This is a genomic window from Salinivibrio sp. KP-1, assembly GCF_000968645.1.
GTDB lineage: Bacteria > Pseudomonadota > Gammaproteobacteria > Enterobacterales > Vibrionaceae > Salinivibrio > Salinivibrio siamensis.
On record NZ_LAQR01000040.1, the window covers coordinates 1 to 1,278 of the forward strand.

The window sequence follows — 1,278 nt, forward strand, 5'->3', positions numbered from 1 at the left end:
CTTTCCAGAGATGGATTGGTGCCTTCGGGAGCTCTGAGACAGGTGCTGCATGGCTGTCGTCAGCTCGTGTTGTGAAATGTTGGGTTAAGTCCCGCAACGAGCGCAACCCTTATCCTTGTTTGCCAGCACGTAATGGTGGGAACTCCAGGGAGACTGCCGGTGATAAACCGGAGGAAGGTGGGGACGACGTCAAGTCATCATGGCCCTTACGAGTAGGGCTACACACGTGCTACAATGGCAGATACAGAGGGCAGCGAAGCTGCGAAGTGGAGCGAATCCCTTAAAGTTTGTCGTAGTCCGGATTGGAGTCTGCAACTCGACTCCATGAAGTCGGAATCGCTAGTAATCGTGGATCAGAATGCCACGGTGAATACGTTCCCGGGCCTTGTACACACCGCCCGTCACACCATGGGAGTGGGCTGCACCAGAAGTAGATAGCTTAACCTTCGGGAGGGCGTTTACCACGGTGTGGTTCATGACTGGGGTGAAGTCGTAACAAGGTAGCCCTAGGGGAACCTGGGGCTGGATCACCTCCTTACTGACGCTATTGTTGCGAGTGTTCACACAGATTGCACGGTCATATTGAAAAGCGCTAACTAATGTAAGCCATTGGTTAACGCTTTTAGGCGTTACTCTGAAAAGAGATGCTCTTTAACAATCTGGAAAGCTGACAAGTCATTCTTAAAGAATGACAGTAAAGTTCTCAATCAGTGACAGAAATGTCACTCACACAATCAAGTGTGCTTGGGCTTTGTCTTAGTAATAAGCAAAGTCTCTATTTTGAGTCCGGCAAAAACAAAACCTTAGTTGTTTAAACCGTTTGTTTTCACTTTTTTAAAGTGAAAGTAAATAAGCAAGACCTTTTGGGGTTGTATGGTTAAGTGACTAAGCGTAGACGGTGGATGCCTTGGCAGTCAGAGGCGATGAAGGACGTACTAACCTGCGAAAAGCGATGGTGAGCTGGTAAGAAGCATTTGAGCCATCGATGTCCGAATGGGGAAACCCACCTGCATAAGCAGGTATCTTAGCGTGAATACATAGCGCTAAGAGGCGAACTCGGGGAACTGAAACATCTAAGTACCCGAAGGAAAAGAAATCAATTGAGATTCCGGCAGTAGCGGCGAGCGAACCCGGAGCAGCCCTTAAGCGGCTTAGGCGTTAGGTGAACAGGTTGGAAAACCTGGCAATAAAGGGTGATAGCCCCGTAACCGACGGCGCCTTAGACGTGAAAACGAGTAGGACGGGACACGTGATATCTTGTCTGAACATGGGGGGACC

2 rRNA genes are annotated in these 1,278 nt (G+C 49.3%); both read left to right on the top strand.

What is annotated here, in order from left to right:
* A 16S ribosomal RNA gene (locus WN56_RS11020) occupies nt 1–538 on the top strand; the annotation flags it as partial.
* Nucleotides 539–875: 337 nt separating this feature from the next.
* Nucleotides 876–1,278 (top strand): 23S ribosomal RNA (locus WN56_RS11025); the annotation flags it as partial.